The sequence below is a fragment of the Paenibacillus puerhi genome, assembly GCF_009846885.1.
GTDB lineage: Bacteria > Bacillota > Bacilli > Paenibacillales > NBRC-103111 > Paenibacillus_G > Paenibacillus_G puerhi.
This window is the reverse complement of sequence record NZ_WUWM01000026.1, coordinates 38,458-55,114: the sequence shown is the minus strand read 5'-3', so window position 1 is coordinate 55,114 and position 16,657 is coordinate 38,458. Positions and strand designations below refer to the sequence as shown.

The following is a 16,657-nucleotide window of genomic DNA, read 5'->3' as shown; positions in this document are numbered from 1 at the left end:
GGCTGATCGATGCGGCCCAGGGAATGTGGAATAGCAAGAAAGCTAAGGTGACCTGGTCAGGTCGCCTTTTATTTTCCCGATGATCCGTCTTCCCGCAAGATGGTGAAATTATTTGTTCGAAATCTGTTCAAATCCGTGAGGCGGGGGGCATCTATCCGAATAGGCCGGAAGAGAAGCAGAAGGAGGGTATGGTTATCAGGGCGGAGCACACAGCAAGCATAACCCAAGCAGAACGGCAGGCCGCGGCGCAGGCTGAGCTGGACAAAGCTTTGGTGGAGCGGGCACAGCTGGGGGATACGGAAGCTTTCGGGGAGCTAATCGAGCAGCACCGGACTAAAGCGCGCGGCTGGGCCGAGCGGATGACCGGAGATCCGCATTTGGCAGACGATGTCGTCCAGGATGCGCTGATACGGGCTTTCATGCATCTGGGCACGCTGGCGGATACAAGCCGGTTCCTTCCCTGGCTGTACCGTATTGTTCGCAATCAGGCGAATATGCGCTTGCGCCGCGGAGGGGGACCGACCCGGAAGGAGAAGTCATTCTCATCGATGGGAGCCGCGGCGCAGGCTGATGGTTCGCGGGTGGATTGGGAGGATCTCGACAGTATCCTGTATCATCTTGCCCGGAAGGCGGCGGATGAAGCGGCGGATGCCCAGGACCCGGCAGAAAATCTGCTGCGCAAAGAAATGTATGAAACGATACACGCGCTTATTTCTTGCCTGACCCCGAAGGAGCGGGGCATATTCCACGCTTATTTTTTCCAGCAGCTGAGCCCTGCCGAGATCGCATCCATGTATCGCATGACGGTGGGTTCCATTTATACGTACATACACCGCTCCCGCCAGAAGCTCCGACAGGAGCATATCCGCGTCTCTCTCGGCCTTAGCCTGGAGAAAGGAGGGTCCGGATTGACAGGAAAAAAGATCGTGCAGCTCACGGATTGGCAGGCGGCGTCCCCGTTGCAAATCTCTCTCGTGAACAGTATTGGACGCTTGTTGGCTTCCCTGGGGGATAGCCGCGAGGCTGCTTATGTAATGGGGGTTTCGGGCTTTGCTTTTCGGATGAAGATTTCGGATCAAACCACCTTTGCCGACGGCATCTATATGTTCGACTGGAAGCGGACGGTTCAGTCGCTGATGGAGGAGCTGGGCTACCGGGTGACGATGCTCCTCGGACAGCTGTCGGAGTCGCCTATCCCGCTTCTCGGCGCCGTGGAACGGTTTCCGGTCGTCCTGCCGATCGAAGAAGCGGTGATGCCGTTTATTCGAAAGTATGTGGACCTCGGCCGGCCGGTGCTGTACTTCGATACGTTGACAGCCAAGCCTTACGTGCATGAGTGGGCGCTGATCTATGGATACGACGATGCGCAGCGAATCGTATATTTGACCGATCCGATGCATCCGGAAGGCAAAGCGCTGTCTTATGATGACGTGACGGACAACCCGGTTCGTTTTGTAGTGGGTATTGACGGAGCTCTGAAAGCCCAGAAAGCCCACCCTCCGGTGCGGCCTGGATCGAAGCAGCGGCTGCAGGCGGTCAGGGCCATCCGGTTCGCCGTCGATTATGCAAGGAACGGCTGCTCCTACCAGCCCAACACCGTCTATCTGCGCTACACGTCAGGACTTGCGGCTTACGATCGCTGGATTAGCCATCTGCGAAGCGATCATATCGTTCCGAACCGGTACGGGATGGGACAGCTTGCCCTTACGAATGCGGAGGCGAAGCGCTACGCTTCGCATTATTTGCGCAGCGTTCCCTTGGAAGGGGAGGCGATGCGCTTAACGCTCCTGGCCTCGGAGGCTTATGAGGAGGCTGCGGAAGCGCTCGAGTCCTTAAGCGGGGAGGTTCCGTTTATCCGCACGTCCGAGATGCTTTCGCCGGAAAGAGAAGAAGCTTGCGCCTTGCTCCTGGAGCAAGCGAAGGCCTTTGAAACGGCCGCGATCGGTTATTTAGAGAAAGCGCTAGCATTACTTGAAGTGCCTTTATAGGGAGAAGACATATTGGAAGGACGGAGCTGTACATGACCGAGATTCGTTTTTTAACGCAAATAACGTACAATATGAAAAATGTGATGGCTGCAAAGGAATCGTTCGAACAGTTGAACCCGGGCGTTCGGATCAACGTCGAGCAGTTCAAGGATTATTATGAAATAACCAGAGAGTTAAAGACCGATCCCCTGTCTGCACCCGATATTATTGAACTGGGCGGTTTTCAGGTTGGCAATCCGGACAACTTATTCATCGATTTGAACCCCTATGTGGCGGAGATTGAAGGCTTGGAGGACGATTTGTTTCCCGGCTTGCTGAGAGTGGCCAGACATGGCGGGATGCTGCCGGGACTGCCGATCGAGGTCAGTCCGCCGCTTGTGGTCTACAACAAGGAATGCTTTGACCGGGCAGGACTTTCCTATCCGACTGAGGACTGGACCTGGGATGATCTGGTGGAAATGGGGAAGCGGCTGACGATACGGGACGAGCAAGGGGTTGCCAGTCAATTTGGCTTCGGGCTGGGTGTCGATATCGAGTGGTTTGAGCCATTCGTGATGCGCAACGGCGGGAGATACATATCCCCTGACGGGTCGACCTGCAGAGGATATATCGACAGTCCTGCTACCATCGAAGCCTTCCGTAAGATCATCGATGCGTTCAGAGTACATCAAATCATTCGAAAGCCCGGAGAACCCGTGGCGGCTGACAATGGACAAGCGGAAAGCGCGATGACCTTCAGTTTTATATGGGATACCTTCCAGCGCAAGCAGCATGAGCCGTATGAGGTTGTCGGCTTGCCAGCGATGCCGGGCGGCGTGGAAGCGAATATGATCTACATGGGGGGAGCCGGTGTAACGAAGAAGTCAGCGCATCCACGGCTTGCCTGGAAGTTCTTGCATCATTATCTGGTCGAATGTCATTCGTTGATGCCGCCGATCTCTAGGGCGCAGTCGGAGGAGCGCGGCATTGCCAAACACCGGATATGGTCCCGTTACTTAACGGAGCTAGACCATGTGCAGCTGAGCGGATACTTTTATAACAAAAAGTGGAATGCTTCCCGGCAGCTGATCAACGAAGATATCCATAAGATGATCCTGGAGGGAACCGACGTGGCCCAAACGCTTCGTTCCTGGACGAGATATACGTAATAGATCGGCTTCATTCTTCCTTATCCGAGAGCCTTTCGGCGATAGCGCCGGGAGGTTCTTTTTCCGCTGAAGATTGACAGTTGTTCTGATTATCGATATTATAGATACATCATATCTGTGAAAGGAGGATGTCGGATGAAGTTTTCCAAAGCGACGAATTATGCACTTCACACCATGCTTATTCTGGTCGCCGCTTCTCCTGGAAAACCTGTAGGCGTTCAACAGCTCGCTGAGTTTCAGAAAGTGTCCCCGACCTATTTGTCCGAAATTTTGACCAAGCTTGTCAAAGCGGGGATGATCGAGTCGGCATCCGGCGCCCAAGGCGGATATCGGGTAAGCCGCGCGAAGGACCAGATATCGTTTCTGGATATTATACAAGCCATAGAGGGAACCGCATCCTTGTTCGAATGCGATTCGGGGCACGACCCCGATTGCCTGATCAGGCAAGTCATGCTTGAGGCGGAGCGGCAGATGGAGCAGCATCTAAAGCGAACGACAATTGCCGAGTTGGCTAAGAAGGCGCCTATCCATTTAGATTAATTATTTTTTTGTCCTAATCGCGGACATAAAGTATCTGTGATATCCGCTTAGGCGATGAATCAAGAGAGGGGATGGCGAAATATGATTTACGACTGCGCTATTATCGGTGGAGGACCGGCCGGCTTGAATGCCGCGCTGGTGCTGGGCAGAGCAAGACGAAGCGTGATCCTGCTGGACAACGGTCAGCCCAGAAATGCGGTAACGCATGAATCGCACGGGTTTATCACGAGAGACGGCGTCAAGCCGGCCGAGTTTCGCCGAATAGCGGTTGAGGAAGTGCTGCGCTATCCTTCTGTGAAGCATACCCAAACGGAAGTGACAGCGGTCAGCAAGACCGGAGCCGGCTTCGAGATGCAGACGGAGCAGGGTACTCGGATTCAATCGCGCAAGCTGATACTGGCTACCGGCTTGAAGGAGACTTTTCCCGATATCGAAGGCTTCCATCAGATGTATGGGAAAAGCTTGTTTAATTGTCCTTATTGCGACGGCTGGGAGCTCCGCGACTCACTGTTAGTTGTTGTTTCCGAGAAGCCGGCCGCGTTCCATATGGCGAAGCTGGTGTTGAATTGGAGCAAGGATCTAGTGGTTTGTACCAATGGCCATCCCGTTCTTACGGACGAACAGAAGGAAAAGCTCCAGTCCAAAGGAGTGTCTGTCTTCGAAAAGCCTATTGCCGCCTTTACGGGAACGAACGGCAGGCTGGATCAGATCCGCTTTACAGATGGTACGTATATTCACCGTACCGGCGGATTCATAACTCCGCAGCTGACGCCGAAGGCGGGGTTCGGAGAGAAGCTCGGCTGCGAATTGACGGAGCTCGGCGGAGTGAAAACGGATGAGTTCGGGAGGAGTTCCGTACCGGGCGTCTACGCTGCGGGAGATTCGGCTTATGTGATGCCTTCCTCGCTGATCCTTGCTGCGGCGGCCGGCAGCCTGACCGCCTCTGGAGTCAACATGGATTTGATCGAAGAGGATTTTGACTAGCGGTCACTAGCGGTTAAGGAAACGGGTGCGGATACGGGTTCAGTTGTGCGGCTGTTAACGGCTCCCGCGCATACCCCAGCTTCTCAGGAACGGTAAGTACCCGCTCCAATCCGGTCAGCCGGGTAAGATGATGGCCGAATGTCATCGGCAGCATGCCGGGTATCAGCACTTTGACGCCGTATAGCCCGTTTCTCCGCATGTCGCATGGGGTCTGATCGACGACGATCACGTCCAGCCCCAGGCGGTGGAGCTTCCGAAGAACTGCCTTCAGGTCCATGGTCAGATCGGCGCTAAGCATCGCTGGCCGAAACGATTCGCTGATGGGCTCGGGGGGCCGGTTGTTCTCCAAGAGAAAGGCCAACCGCCCTTCGGCCTCGGGCAGTCCATATAGCAAGGAATGATCCGCCATTTCCCGGACCTCGAAGGGATCGCGAAGCATCTCCTCAGCCCTGGCTTGCTCTTCCCTGAATGTCTCCCCCAGAGCAGGCAGCATGCCCGCCAGCTCGTGAATGGCGCTCTTGATGGCCCGGATCGGGTCCAGATGGGCGCCCGCGCCGCTGAGCAGGTTCATCCCATGCTCCCTGGTATTTTTCGCTACGGCCCAGATGGCGGGAATACCGTGCTCCATCGTCATATTGAACACATGCAGCTCATAGCCGGTAACGGCCAACAGCCTTTCGATCATGAGGTTCAGCTCCAGATCTTTCGCGGTACGCAGATCGAGACGGGGGACCGGCAGGGAGCCATACCATGTCATGAGAAAGGAATCGCGCTCCACGACCTCCAGGATGCCGTGGAGGATGGCTTCCTCCAAGCTGCAGCCTACCGCGCAGCCGTTGGAGGTTTCGTTGACAAAGCCGTCACCGCCTACCAGGCTGTAATAGGCCAGTCTTTCGGGAATCAGCAGCGGACGCGCCTGCAGGAACGAATAGCCCCATACCCAAGGGATCGATTGATCCGGATCGAAGGGTGCAAAGGGAAAGTCGGACTGTGCATACTGCTGCTGCGAGTACACTCCTGCCTGTACGGGGTCCAGCGCCTGCTCGGCCAGAGATCTGTAGCTGCCGTGGACCACCGTCCGTTTCCCCCGAGGGTTGTAGGCGCAGTAGCGTTCCAGCCCCTCCAGTATGGCGGTCATGCGGCTGTCTGCCAACGTGTGAGCCCGGCCACCAGTCAGCTCGTCTCCGCCTGTATCCAGCGGAAGCTGGACAACCGTACTCGCGAACGGAGAGACAAGATCGTCGATGCTGCTGTTGAACTGGCCTGTTCGTTCATCGACATATTGCTTCGCAAGCACCGCTATCAGATCCTCTTTGGGGCGGCAGCGGAGACTCGCCGGATGGACTTTGAGCCTTGGCTGAAGCCGGATGCGAGCGGCGTCCGGCGAATCGTCGGGCAAACGGCTGCATGACGGACATAACGGATTGGGCAAGAACGGATGAAGCGAGGTTTGCAGTGTTTTCAGGTCGATGAGGCAAAGACTATTCTCGGTGACCGCCGTGCCGCCGTTCACAAACTTCCTCGTTTCTGCCGCGATTAGAAGAGCCATCTGCCCAAGACCTGTTACCGACGCATACGTTTTGCGAACATAATCTTCCGGCATCAGCAGCCGGTTCATCAGCTGTTCCAGCTTTTCCTCCGAATCATGTCCCGCCAGACGGCGACGGTACTCGGCGCAGGACGTGCAGCCTGGCAAGCCCGGCTTGGCCAGCGGGCCGATCCATCCTTCGTCCACCGATACCATTGCGCTTAGCCATGGCGTATCGCCGAGCTGCAGGATATCATCAGAGCCTTGCCAAGCGTCTTCGTCATCATGCAGCAGCAAGATGAGCTGGGACCCCTGGGGCGCACCGGGCTTCAGATTCGCCTGCTTGATGACCTCATATTGCCCCGATAACTCCTCGCCGACGAGCTGCGCCAGCACGCCTTCGCCGATAACAGCCACCACTATAGGCTCGTTCCCCTTATTAACCTTACCTGAAGTCTTCATACGTTCGATACCTCCCGCACCCTATCACCTGACTCTCGCGCTTCAATCCTCGCACGTCGACAAGCGGCCCCTTAGTCCCTTAGGCAGCATCATCGAAAGCAACGGGGCCTATACGAGTAGAGTATGAAGGAAATCGGTTAGATGAACGCTGTCCACGTCAATTTTGCCGGATAGGCTCGCCCGGTCGATCAAGAAGCCCCCTTCGGAGGCGAAGGGGGCGAGGGCTGGGATAGAAAGGAAGGTGCGTGTCTATCCGACAAAGCGCAGCCACAGATAAAGTCCCGACAGCGAGGCGAGCAAAACAGGAACCGTCAGTACAATGCCGACCTTGAAGTAGTAGCCCCAAGTGATGTTGACCCCTTTGCGCGATAATACATGCAGCCAGAGCAGGGTAGCGAGAGAGCCGATCGGGGTTATTTTGGGACCCAGATCGGAGCCGATCACATTGGCATAAATAAGCGCTTCACGCAGGAGTCCCTCCGTGCTCGTCCCCTGGATAGCAAGAGCGTCAATCATCACCGTAGGCAAGTTATTCATGAGGGAAGAGAGGATCGCCGCGATGAGTCCTGTGCCGATGGCGGCAGCAAATAGGCCCTTATCCGCTGTCCATTGGAACAGACCGGCAAGCTGATCCGTCAAGCCGACATTGCGCAAGCCATAGACGACGACATACATGCCGATGGAAAAAATGACAATGGTCCAGGGAGCCTCTTTCATAAGCTTGACGATGTTCATCTGGCGGCTTAGTCTGGCGAGCAAGAGAAATGCCAGTGCGGCCGTACCCGTAAGGAGAGATACCGGAATCTTCCAGAACTCGCTGGTCAGGTAGGCGACGAGCAGAACAGCCAGCACGACCCAGGATAGACGGAACAGCTTCCTGTCCTTGATGGCTTCGCAAGGGGCTTTCATCGAGCCTGAGTCATAGGAAACCGGAATATGTCTTCGAAAGCAGAGAAACAGAACAAGCAAGCTTGCTCCGATCGAGAAGAAGGTCGGCAGGACCATACGACCTGCATACTCGACAAAGCCAATGCCGAAAAAATCCGCCGATACGATATTGACCAGATTGCTGATCACAAAGGGCAGAGAGGCCGTATCCGAGATAAAGCCGCTTGCCATAATGAAAGGCAGAATCATTCGGTCATCGAATTGTAGAGCGCGTACCATGGCCAGCACGATCGGCGTTAAGATCAAGGCGGCCCCGTCGTTGGCAAAAAAGGCAGCGACCGCAGCTCCCAGCAGGACGACATACACGAATAATAAGTTGCCTCTCCCGCGGGCTAAACGGACCATATGCAGAGCCGCCCATTCGAAAAAACCGATTTCGTCCAGAATCAATGAGATCAGGATAAGGGCGACGAAGGTCAAGGTGGCATTCCAGACCATCTCGGTTACGTCCCGGACATCCTGGAGCGAGACCACTCCGAACATCAGAGCAAGGATGGCCCCGCCGCAAGCCGTCCAGCCGATGGAGAGCCCGCGCGGCTGCCAGATGACCAAAATCAAGGTGAGCAAAAATATAATCGAAGCAATGACTAGCATAAAGCCTCCTGTATCCGGATGATGTCAACTATGAATTATACACCTTCCGTCTTAGATGTAAACGGGTAATCGGTAAGCGCCGCCGGGTAGGGCACGCCAAGGTCAGCTAGTATCCTGAGAGTAACTACCCCACTTTGAAGTGCGTACTTCCTCAACTGGTAGGTAGGGGCTACAATGGGCATGTAAAGAAATCATACATTGTCCATAAGGAGAGATTACGCATGGAACTTCAACTGGCACTAGATCTTGTCGATATTCCCGGAGCGAAGCAAGTGGTCGCCGAGGTGGCTGAATACATCGATATCGTGGAAATCGGGACACCCGTCGTCATTAACGAAGGCTTGAGAGCGGTTAAAGAAGTGAAGGAGGCGTTTCCTTCCCTGCGCGTTTTGGCCGATCTGAAAATAATGGATGCGGGCGGCTATGAGGTCATGAAAGCTGCGGAAGCGGGCGCGGATATCATAACCGTACTTGGCGTCTCCGATGATTCGACGATCAAGGGGGCTGTCGAAGAAGCAAGGAAGCAGGGCAGGAAGATCATGGTCGATATGATCAATGTCAAGGATATTGAAGGAAGAGCGGCAGAGATCGATGCGCTTGGCGTAGACTACATCTGCGTGCACTCCGGCTACGATCATCAAGCGGACGGCAAAAATTCATTCGAGGAGCTCGCGGCCATCAAGCGTGTTGTGAAGCGGGCCAAGACGGCGATTGCCGGCGGCATTAAGCTGAATACATTGCCGGAGGTCATCAAGGCGAATCCGGATCTGGTCATCGTAGGCGGCGGTATTACCTCACTGGAGGATAAGAAGGCGGGAGCGGCCGAAATGAAGCGATTGGTCAGCCAGGCCTAGCCGCTATGAAGGCGAATCAATATACGGCCAGCATAGTGAAGGAGCTGCAGCTATCGGCATCGCGAATTGCGGAAGAGGAGGCCGAGCAGCTGGCTCTGCTGCTCTTGTCCGCCAAGCGTATCTTTCTGGCGGGAGCCGGAAGATCCGGCTTGATGGGTCGCGCCTTCGCGATGAGACTGATGCATATGGGACTGCAAGCTTATGTCGTGGGTGAGACGGTAACGCCGGGGATTGCCCGGGATGACGTGCTTCTGATCGGCTCCGGCTCCGGCGAAACCCAAAGCCTTGTAGCGATGGCCCGCAAAGCGGTTGACCTCGGCGCGGAGGTCGCACTCGTGACGACGGCTCCGCAGTCTGCGATCGGACGATTGGCGGGCACATCGGTTAAGCTTCCGGGCGTGCCCAAGGATCAAGGAAACGGAAGCGACTACAGGACGATCCAACCGATGGCTTCCTTGTTTGAGCAGTCGCTGCTCGTATTTTACGACTCGCTCATACTCCGGATGATGGAGCTGCGCGGACTAACTTCCGACACGATGTACGCCCGACATGCCAATCTCGAATAGCCAACCGGAATATCGCCGGTTTCCAGAAGTCCCCACGACTCGTCGTGGGGGCTGCTTTTGTAACTGGCCTGATCATCCTTTATACTAAAGGCAGGAGAGTGATTCGCAGATGGCAAGTGAGGTCAAGGAACGGATTAATTTGCTGGAGATCAACTGTGAGAAAGAACTAACCCTCGCCGTCATCGGAGGGAAATGGAAGCTCATCATTCTATGGCATCTTGGACTGGAGGGGACGAAAAGGTTCAGCGAACTGAAAAAAAAGATTCCGCATATTACGCAAAAAATGCTGACCAACCAGCTCCGCGAGCTCGAAGAAGATAAGCTGGTATACCGGAAGGTATACCCGGAGGTCCCTCCGCGTGTCGAATATTCGCTGACCGAGTATGGCGTAAGTCTGATGCCGGTGCTGAAGATGATGTATAACTGGGGCAAAAGCTACGGAGAGCAGGTCGTCTGGAAGGATGGGCATCCGTGCCGGGATGAGGCATAAGCTCGTTCGTCTATGTCAGAAAAGCTATAGGAGGGCATACCGGTTGAGCAAGATTACCACCATCTACCTTGTGCGCCACGGACAAACCGAATGGAATGTGGAGCAGCGGCTGCAAGGACATCAAGACTCGCCTCTGACCGAGTTGGGAATAAACCAGGCTAGGTGGCTCGGTGAGGCTCTGCAGAACGAACCGCTGGATGCGATATTCGCCAGCACAAGCCAGCGGGCTTGCCGAACTGCTGAACTTATCCGCGGTGCGAGGGACATTGCGATTATTCCGAACGAGTCGCTGAAAGAAATCAATATGGGTGTATGGGAAGGCCGGACACAATCAGAGGCCAAGGAGCAGCACGCCGAGCAATTCGATTATTTCTGGAATGATCCGGAGTTGTTCCGAGTGGAGGGAAGCGAGACGTTCGGCGACGTTAGTCAAAGGGGGGTCGACCTGCTTAACCAGATCCTGGTGGAATGGCAGGGAAAATCCGTCCTGCTTGTTACGCATACGGTTGTCGTCAAGCTGCTGATGGCTTACTTTGAAGGACGGCCCCTGAAGCAGCTATGGGAGCTTCCGTATATTCATCCGGCCTGTCTGTGCAAGCTTGAGATCCATGCAGACCGGGCGAATATTCTCCTGCATGGGGACATCGGCCATTATCGGGAAGCAAGCGAGCGGCGAGACTAATAGGACCTGACCGCAAGCCTGATGTAGAATGGGGGAAACCCGATTCACAGGACTTAGCGGCGGTCCTATTCGTGTTCATACGTGTTAGATACAGCTTTTGGGCAGCAGCCCGAATCGCTCAAAATGGGCATATCCGGCAAGCCTTATTGTGGCGCAAGAAACATGGTTTCATTTCCGAGTATCAGGTGAATCACGAAATAAAAGAGCGGAGAAAACAAAATGACCGTAAACAGCAGGACAATAAGTGGAAAGCCGCGATATGTGTGGTCCTGAGTTTGTGTTGCGATGTTTTTGTCCATGGTAGAATTCCCCTTTTCAGCTAAGATCATTGGCCATCGTTCATCTACCGAAAGTGTATCTGACTTTACTTCCGGTGTATGTGATCCAGATCACACGGCATTTCGCCTATATCATGATCTGCAGCCGTTACTTGTAATCTAAGCGATCCAACGGGTAAAGTAACCATCCAGTAGCCGCTCATTCGACCCATCCAGTTCGGTGTTTACTTTCTAGAATAAGGTAAATTTAAAAGTGCAGGTATTTCTTTGGAGAAATTTGTAACCGTTAAATAAAAATTGTACTCATTTATTCTAAAATGTAGCAGATCATTTCCCAAGCTTTCGTAATGTATGTCTTTTGCACCCATGTTTGTTTTTACCATGTCAATAAAATCGGAATCACTTACCCCAAAAATCACATTCATCTTCGGTGGTAAAGCAGTCATTGCGATCGGTATCCACTTTCTTTTTTTCGAAGGAATAATGGATTGTCAACAGTAAATCAAACAACTTTTTTAGAGGCCGCAACGCGGTACTGAACAGGGGTCAAGTACCCTAAAGTTCCATGAATCCGATGCCCGTTGAACCAGTTGACGTAATCGTACAACTCCAGTTCAAGGTGCCGAAGGCTCTCGAAGGCCATCTGGTTTACGAATTCGGTTTCGATGATCTTAAAAGACACTTCAGCCACGGCGTTATCATACGGACAGCCTTTCATGTTGAGTGACCGGCCAATATCAAACGTCTTCAAGAGCTCATCCATTCTTTGATTTTTAAACTCACTTCCTTGGTCTGTATGGAACCATTGAATCTGACGTGTATCGCCCTTGACCGAAGCGAAAGCACGGGAAATCAGAGTAGCATCCTTATGGGGACCTGCACTATGGCCGATGATCTCTCGATTGAACAGGTCGACTAGCACGCACAAATAATGCCATCGGTTCTGGACCTTCACATAAGACAAGTCGCTGACGAAGAATCGCTTAGCCTCCGTTTGGTTAAAATCCCGGTTCAAGGTGTTAGCAGTTGCCTCTTCATTGCACGCGGCTTTATGCGGCTTATACTGCGCCACCGTGTATGTGGATACAAGTCCTTGCTCCTTCATGATCCGACCAATTCGGCGTCTGGACACAACCATCGCGCATTCCTGGAGCTTGACCTTGAGTTTTCGGGCGCCGTAAGCGTTCCGATTCTTGTGAAAGATGTCTACAACGGCTTCGGTAACGTCATCTTCCTCGGCTGTTTCTTTGGCTTCGTAGTAGAACGTACTTCTTGCGATTTGCAGGACGTCGCACATTGCTGATACCGAGTATTGACTCATTACAATAAAGTATTGTTCTAAGCAATAAAGTGTTGTTCTTTGCGAATAATTACAATAAAGTTTTGATTTAAAAATAGAGTGGAACCGCAATAATTAATTCTTGTATAAACTAACAGCTTTCATTCAAAGTGATCCGATCAATAAGGTGTTCGGGTCACTTATTATTTAATTGGATGTGAAATAATGATAAATATTGGACCCAATATTCGTAGATTACGAAAATTAAATAATATGAATCAAGTGGAGTTCTCGAGTAGAATAGGCATTTCTCAAGGGAATTTAAGTGAGATTGAGCAAGGGAATTGTAATCCATCTTTTGATACATTAGTAGCAATAAAGAAACAATTCAATTGTAATATAGATGATTTAATTATAATTGAGAATGATTTATTTAAATCAAATAATTCTTCTGTTTTATCTGAAGGAGAATTAAGCATGATATCAAACTATAGGTTGTTAAATGGGTTTGATCAAAAAGAAATAGATGAAATCATTAAAATAAAGATTTCTTTAAATAAAGAAAAATCAAATCTGATATAAAGTCGTGATCTGTGAGTAGTAATTCAGTTTGTCACCATTTGTAATATCGTTTGTCATCGATTTGGAAGTGAATTTGTCACAACTAAGACTGTCCCGATGTGGCTCAAAGCCTCGATACATCGTTTTTTTTTCTTTAAGTTGAATTTATTAACTAATCGTTTAATAAGGCTACGTGCAACCTAGAGGACTGCGATATGCAGTCCTTTTTTTTGATCATAAAAGACTATGAAGTTAGCTTCTCCTTCACACTGTGACTCAGTCTAAGTATGCTTGGGATCTCACATTATATCCTATTTATATTTTCCGTAATGTTTATAAGTCTCTCTTGGATCGGGGGAAGGGCAAGTAATGTTTAAAGTAGATTTGATTTTCAAAAGGAGAGTAAACCTTGGTAGTTTTGTTAAACAGAGTGGTTTCTACATGAACTAATACAAGTGGTATGTTGACTATCTTCTTCTGGTGGAGCCACTTTATATGACATCTGCGGTAAAAAAAGATTAAATCCGATGGATTGGCGTTGTGTTCGATTCCATTAATAGTGATATGAATGGTTCCGGATTGCACGAACCACATGTCGTAATCACTGTGAATCTTATATTCGATCCAACCACGGTCGTGAGTAAGCCTTTTTACAGGATTTCATGTGAATCGAAAAATGTTCGGATAATTCGTTGTAAATTCCCATGTCTTTGATTTCCATTTGCACTTGTAACCTCGACTATTCGACATTTGTTTCTTGAAAGCATTATATTATCGAAACATTATTGATATAAAAAATCGTACTATTTGACATGAATTCAAAACCGTCGAATATTCTGTTTTTGAGCAATACGCTTATAATAAGTTTAGGTCCGCATTTAGAAAGTAATTGGGGAGCAAATCTACGACGAAATCAAGGAGTGAGGCAGTTGGATGTAAGAAGGAAAGTGATATCACTGGACGGTGATTGGGAGTTTGCCTACCGGAAGGAAGCTCCGGATATGCAGCAACTTGAATTCCCACAGCGTGATGATTATGAAGTTAAAATGCCAGTTCCAGGTTATTGGGATGACTATACGGACCGGCTTAGATATACAAATTTCTGGTCTAGAGATTGTAAATTTAATCCGGATTACAGAAACATTTCAGCATTTCCGATGGGCGCAGGGAAACCGCCAGATACTTCGCTACCTTTTTTATTGGGGGCAGGATGGTATAAAAAGTCCTTTACAGCCGATGCGGAGTGGAAAGAACGTTCCGTTACGCTTCATGTCGGAGGGGTAACGCTTGAGGCATGGGTTTGGTTGAATGGACAATTTATTGGCTATCACCTCGGTCATTTGACCCCTTTCGAACTAAGCATGGATGAGGCATTGCGATTTGGGGAACGCAATGAGTTAGTCATAGTTGTAGCCAATACGAGAACGGACCGAATTGGCTGCAGTATCCGTGGGTTCCAAGGAAAAAGCGCAGGGATTACGCGTTCGGTCTATCTGCAGGTCACAGGAGAAACAAGGATTCGTGACTGTTATGTCCGTCCAAACGCTGTGAGGGATCAGCTGATTTGGGAGATGGATATAGCGCACAAGTCGGCTGCTGCACAGCTTACTATAGACTGGGAGATCGTGGATCCATTAATTGGTCAAAAGATTGCAAAAGGTTCTCAGAATGTGAGTTATCCCCTATCCCGATGGACGACGGAGGTATTCGGGTTGGAAGCATGGTCTGACCGGAATCCAAGGCTGTATCAACTTCGCTTTATCTTGCGTGACGGTATTCGTATTCTGGACACGCACGAGCAGCCATTCGGTTTCAGAAATATGGAAGCACTGGGGCGTAAGCTATTGTTGAATGGCGAACCAGTCCTGTTGCGCGGATTAACCGACCACGCGTATTTCCCCGAAACTTGTACGGTTCCGACAGCAAGGTCCTTTTATATGGATACTTTACAAAAACTCAAGCGGATCGGCTTCAATTGGATTCGTTTTCACACTTGGACACCTCCTGAGGAATGCCTGATTGCTGCGGACGAACTTGGGATGATGCTGCAGGTCGAGGCACCGAACGGATTTCAGGAGACCGATTGGCTTGACATATTGACTACTTGTCGAAAGCATCCGTCGGTAGTTATTTACTGTTGTGGAAACGAAGTAGCCTTGGATGAACAGATGCTTGATCATCTGGAGCTGATGGCGCAGCACTGTAAGCGACTTGCGCCGGACGCATTATTTAATCCGATGGAGGGACTTCGTGCCGTTGAATATGAACTCGACGAGAGTGATCCAGGTTTTGTTGAGGAACCGTATCCGCATAACGCCGCCAAGCTCAAGCGTTTGGACACCTTTAGTGATGTCTATGCGCCACACGGCTCGATCTTCAGTTATCACTCACTAGCGACGGACGATGCTTTGATGGAACGTAGACTTGCTATGCTACAGCGACCATCCCTCATGCATGAAGTTGGGATTAACGACAGTTATCTCAATCTCGATCTTGAGCATCGGTATGTTGGCACAAGGATCGGGCCGGAACTATTCACCGCTGCGCGAGCTTATCTGAAGGAGATGGGCGTGTTAAAGCATGCTCCTGTGTATTATCAAAACTCGTGCAGGTGGATGCATCAAATAGTCAAATTCAGCCTAGAGCAAGCACGCCGTTATGAAAATGTATCAGGGTATGATCTGCTTGGGGCAATTGACTGTCATTGGCACCGCACAGGCTATGCCGTTGGCTTGCTTAACGAGTTTTATGAACTAAAGGCTGGTATTTCTGAAGAAGCCGTCATGCGATACAACGGGGAAAGCGTGTTGTTGGCTAACTGCGGAACCAGTCGTAATCTCAAGTCCGGAGAAGTGCTGTCGGTTCGCATGTTTGCCTCGCTTTATGGCAGTGATAACTTGGAACTGGGGATGCTAAAGTGGCAGTTGGTCGATGATCAGCGGAGAGTCTATGCCCGTGGAGAGAAGGAAATCCCTTTCATATGTAATGGTAAAGTGACGGATCTAGGAATGGTTGAGGTTGAAACACCTGATCTTCTGATTGCCAAGCATCTGATACTCGAAGCTTCTCTTTCGGGAGGAGCCTATGAGATACGAAACCAGTGGGATTATTGGGTATTTCCATCTATCGATCAGCTATCCCAGCCATCTGCACTAACACATGGGATAAAGATTGTAAATGAAATAGATTCAGAAACATTGAATTTTATTGCTGACGGAGGTAGGGCGCTGCTTCTGGGTAAAGGTCCCTTTCCTACTTTGAAAACAACTTTTCAAATTATGTCGGGTGGTCGGGTACAAGGGAATAATGCAACAGTGATTCATGATCATCCAATATTGAGCGCATTTCCCCATGAAGGATTTTGTGACTGGCAGTTTTATTCCATGATGGAGGGTGCACAAACTGTCGTCTTTAATGAACTGAATTTTCCGTTCGTGCCGATTGTGGAAATCGTCAGCAGCTATAAAATGATTCGCAAGCAAGCAAGTTTATTCGAACTTGGAATTGGAAGTGGGGGATTGATCGTCTGCACACTGAATTTGGATACTACCAATCCCGGCGCTTCATATCTTCAACATCGAATGCTTTCCTATCTGATTTCTGATGCATTCTCGCCAAAAGTGAAGGTTAAGCTAGATCAAATATCCGACTTGCTGAACTCTTCACAAGAACTAAAAGTGGATTTTTCCACAGATGAAGGTTATGACAATGGTGGACATGTAGATACGCTTTAAAAGATCGAATTTCACATAATA

General features: G+C 50.7%; 13 protein-coding genes and 1 pseudogene. 10 read left to right on the top strand and 4 right to left on the bottom strand.

Features of this window, described 5'->3' with window-relative positions; all coding sequences use genetic code 11:
• Positions 1 to 188: 188 nt before the first annotated feature.
• From GSF01_RS21375 to GSF01_RS21360, 4 genes are all read left to right on the top strand, one after another.
• A complete protein-coding gene (locus GSF01_RS21375; RefSeq protein ID WP_159887330.1) occupies positions 189 to 1,988 on the top strand; it encodes an RNA polymerase sigma factor in 1,800 nt (599 codons plus the stop codon).
• Positions 1,989 to 2,020: 32 nt separating this feature from the next.
• On the top strand, positions 2,021 to 3,136 hold the full coding sequence (locus tag GSF01_RS21370; RefSeq protein WP_159887329.1) for an extracellular solute-binding protein: 1,116 nt from the start codon (positions 2,021 to 2,023) through the stop codon (positions 3,134 to 3,136).
• Between the two features lie 135 nt (positions 3,137 to 3,271).
• Positions 3,272 to 3,676, top strand: coding sequence for an RrF2 family transcriptional regulator (locus GSF01_RS21365; protein WP_159887328.1), 405 nt, complete (start codon positions 3,272 to 3,274; stop codon positions 3,674 to 3,676).
• An 81-nt stretch (positions 3,677 to 3,757) separates the two neighbouring features.
• Positions 3,758 to 4,660, top strand: coding sequence for an NAD(P)/FAD-dependent oxidoreductase (locus GSF01_RS21360; protein WP_159887327.1), 903 nt, complete (start codon positions 3,758 to 3,760; stop codon positions 4,658 to 4,660).
• 13 nt (positions 4,661 to 4,673) lie between these two features.
• Here the strand turns inward: GSF01_RS21360 and GSF01_RS21355 are convergent, their stop codons facing one another.
• Positions 4,674 to 6,650 (bottom strand): TOMM precursor leader peptide-binding protein, encoded by a 1,977-nt coding sequence (locus GSF01_RS21355; protein WP_159887326.1) that lies wholly within the window; start codon positions 6,648 to 6,650, stop codon positions 4,674 to 4,676.
• A gap of 249 nt (positions 6,651 to 6,899) precedes the next feature.
• Positions 6,900 to 8,192: an arsenic transporter gene (locus GSF01_RS21350; RefSeq protein WP_159887325.1), complete on the bottom strand. Its 1,293-nt coding sequence runs from the start codon at positions 8,190 to 8,192 to the stop codon at positions 6,900 to 6,902.
• A 221-nt stretch (positions 8,193 to 8,413) separates the two neighbouring features.
• Here GSF01_RS21350 and hxlA point away from each other — a divergent pair, with 221 nt between their 5' ends.
• The 4 genes from hxlA to GSF01_RS21330 all read left to right on the top strand — a co-directional run bounded on the left by hxlA (position 8,414) and on the right by GSF01_RS21330 (position 10,784).
• Positions 8,414 to 9,046, top strand: coding sequence for a 3-hexulose-6-phosphate synthase (gene hxlA / locus GSF01_RS21345; protein WP_159887324.1), 633 nt, complete (start codon positions 8,414 to 8,416; stop codon positions 9,044 to 9,046).
• A 5-nt stretch (positions 9,047 to 9,051) separates the two neighbouring features.
• On the top strand, positions 9,052 to 9,612 hold the full coding sequence (gene hxlB / locus GSF01_RS21340; protein WP_159887323.1) for a 6-phospho-3-hexuloisomerase: 561 nt from the start codon (positions 9,052 to 9,054) through the stop codon (positions 9,610 to 9,612).
• Between the two features lie 109 nt (positions 9,613 to 9,721).
• Positions 9,722 to 10,102: a winged helix-turn-helix transcriptional regulator gene (locus GSF01_RS21335; protein WP_159887322.1), complete on the top strand. Its 381-nt coding sequence runs from the start codon at positions 9,722 to 9,724 to the stop codon at positions 10,100 to 10,102.
• Positions 10,103 to 10,145: 43 nt separating this feature from the next.
• The gene (locus tag GSF01_RS21330) at positions 10,146 to 10,784 is read left to right on the top strand and encodes a histidine phosphatase family protein (RefSeq protein ID WP_201305459.1); all 639 of its coding nucleotides are present in this window, start codon (positions 10,146 to 10,148) and stop codon (positions 10,782 to 10,784) included.
• A gap of 143 nt (positions 10,785 to 10,927) precedes the next feature.
• Here the strand turns inward: GSF01_RS21330 and GSF01_RS21325 are convergent, their stop codons facing one another.
• Together GSF01_RS21325 and GSF01_RS21320 are read right to left on the bottom strand one after the other, a co-directional pair.
• Positions 10,928 to 11,083 (bottom strand): hypothetical protein, encoded by a 156-nt coding sequence (locus GSF01_RS21325; RefSeq protein ID WP_159887321.1) that lies wholly within the window; start codon positions 11,081 to 11,083, stop codon positions 10,928 to 10,930.
• Between the two features lie 481 nt (positions 11,084 to 11,564).
• Positions 11,565 to 12,377: pseudogene (locus tag GSF01_RS21320) on the bottom strand (IS3 family transposase); the annotation flags it as partial.
• Positions 12,378 to 12,566: 189 nt separating this feature from the next.
• On the opposite strand from GSF01_RS21320, the gene GSF01_RS21315 reads away from it, so the two are divergent.
• A complete protein-coding gene (locus GSF01_RS21315) occupies positions 12,567 to 12,923 on the top strand; it encodes a helix-turn-helix domain-containing protein (protein WP_159887319.1) in 357 nt (118 codons plus the stop codon).
• Positions 12,924 to 13,831: 908 nt separating this feature from the next.
• Positions 13,832 to 16,636, top strand: coding sequence for a glycoside hydrolase family 2 protein (locus tag GSF01_RS21310; protein ID WP_159887318.1), 2,805 nt, complete (start codon positions 13,832 to 13,834; stop codon positions 16,634 to 16,636).
• The last annotated feature ends 21 nt before the right edge of the window (positions 16,637 to 16,657 follow it).

Bases quoted from the DNA above. Each gene is read 5' to 3' on its own strand.
- GSF01_RS21375 (WP_159887330.1), top strand. From the start codon at position 189: ATGGTTATCAGGGCGGAGCACACAGCAAGCATAACCCAAGCAGAACGG.
- GSF01_RS21370 (WP_159887329.1), top strand. From the start codon at position 2,021: ATGACCGAGATTCGTTTTTTAACGCAAATAACGTACAATATGAAAAAT.
- GSF01_RS21365 (WP_159887328.1), top strand. From the start codon at position 3,272: ATGAAGTTTTCCAAAGCGACGAATTATGCACTTCACACCATGCTTATT.
- GSF01_RS21360 (WP_159887327.1), top strand. From the start codon at position 3,758: ATGATTTACGACTGCGCTATTATCGGTGGAGGACCGGCCGGCTTGAAT.
- GSF01_RS21355 (WP_159887326.1), bottom strand. From the start codon at position 6,650: ATGAAGACTTCAGGTAAGGTTAATAAGGGGAACGAGCCTATAGTGGTG.
- GSF01_RS21350 (WP_159887325.1), bottom strand. From the start codon at position 8,192: ATGCTAGTCATTGCTTCGATTATATTTTTGCTCACCTTGATTTTGGTC.
- hxlA (WP_159887324.1), top strand. From the start codon at position 8,414: ATGGAACTTCAACTGGCACTAGATCTTGTCGATATTCCCGGAGCGAAG.
- hxlB (WP_159887323.1), top strand. From the start codon at position 9,052: ATGAAGGCGAATCAATATACGGCCAGCATAGTGAAGGAGCTGCAGCTA.
- GSF01_RS21335 (WP_159887322.1), top strand. From the start codon at position 9,722: ATGGCAAGTGAGGTCAAGGAACGGATTAATTTGCTGGAGATCAACTGT.
- GSF01_RS21325 (WP_159887321.1), bottom strand. From the start codon at position 11,083: ATGGACAAAAACATCGCAACACAAACTCAGGACCACACATATCGCGGC.
- GSF01_RS21315 (WP_159887319.1), top strand. From the start codon at position 12,567: ATGATAAATATTGGACCCAATATTCGTAGATTACGAAAATTAAATAAT.